Below are 458 nucleotides of genomic sequence, written 5' to 3' on the forward strand. Positions count from 1 at the left end.
GACGGCAATTGCCGGCGCAGGTCGACATGACCCTTCGACGCGTAGTGGATGGTCGCCGAGCCCGAGCCGAACATGCCTTGCAGTTTGTTGGTGGCGAGCGCCTGGACCGGCGTGAAGCCGGCAAGCAGCAGCGCCGGCACTGTGATCAGCCCGCCGCCGCCGGCGATCGAATCGACAAAGCCCGCAGCAAAAGCGGCGAAAGCGAGCATGGCGACGGTCTGGATACTAAGGTCGATCATCTGATGTATGGAGGTGTCCGGCCGGCTGAAATATCGAGCGTTCGACCACGGCCGCCCTGTTTGCGCAAGATCGATTCCGCGCTACCTCTATCCCAGCGCATCGCGCCTGGATTGTGTTTGTGTAGTTAACCCGGAAAGAGGCTCCTGATGGCATTCGCATTGCTGGACCAGATACGTCAGATATTCGACGGCGACCCCGGCGTGCGCAAGGTGGCGGAC

Annotated in this window: 1 protein-coding gene; it reads right to left on the minus strand. The window is 61.8% G+C overall.

Annotation, left to right across the window (positions count from 1 at the left end; genetic code table 11):
* Positions 1 to 239 (minus strand): TSUP family transporter (locus ENZ74_RS34075; RefSeq protein ID WP_164761517.1); only part of this gene is annotated, 239 nt, incomplete at its 3' end.
* Between the last annotated feature and the right edge of the window lie 219 nt (positions 240 to 458).

The organism is Mesorhizobium sp. M7A.F.Ca.CA.002.15.2.1 (assembly GCF_003998715.1).
In the GTDB taxonomy this organism is placed as follows: domain Bacteria; phylum Pseudomonadota; class Alphaproteobacteria; order Rhizobiales; family Rhizobiaceae; genus Mesorhizobium; species Mesorhizobium ciceri.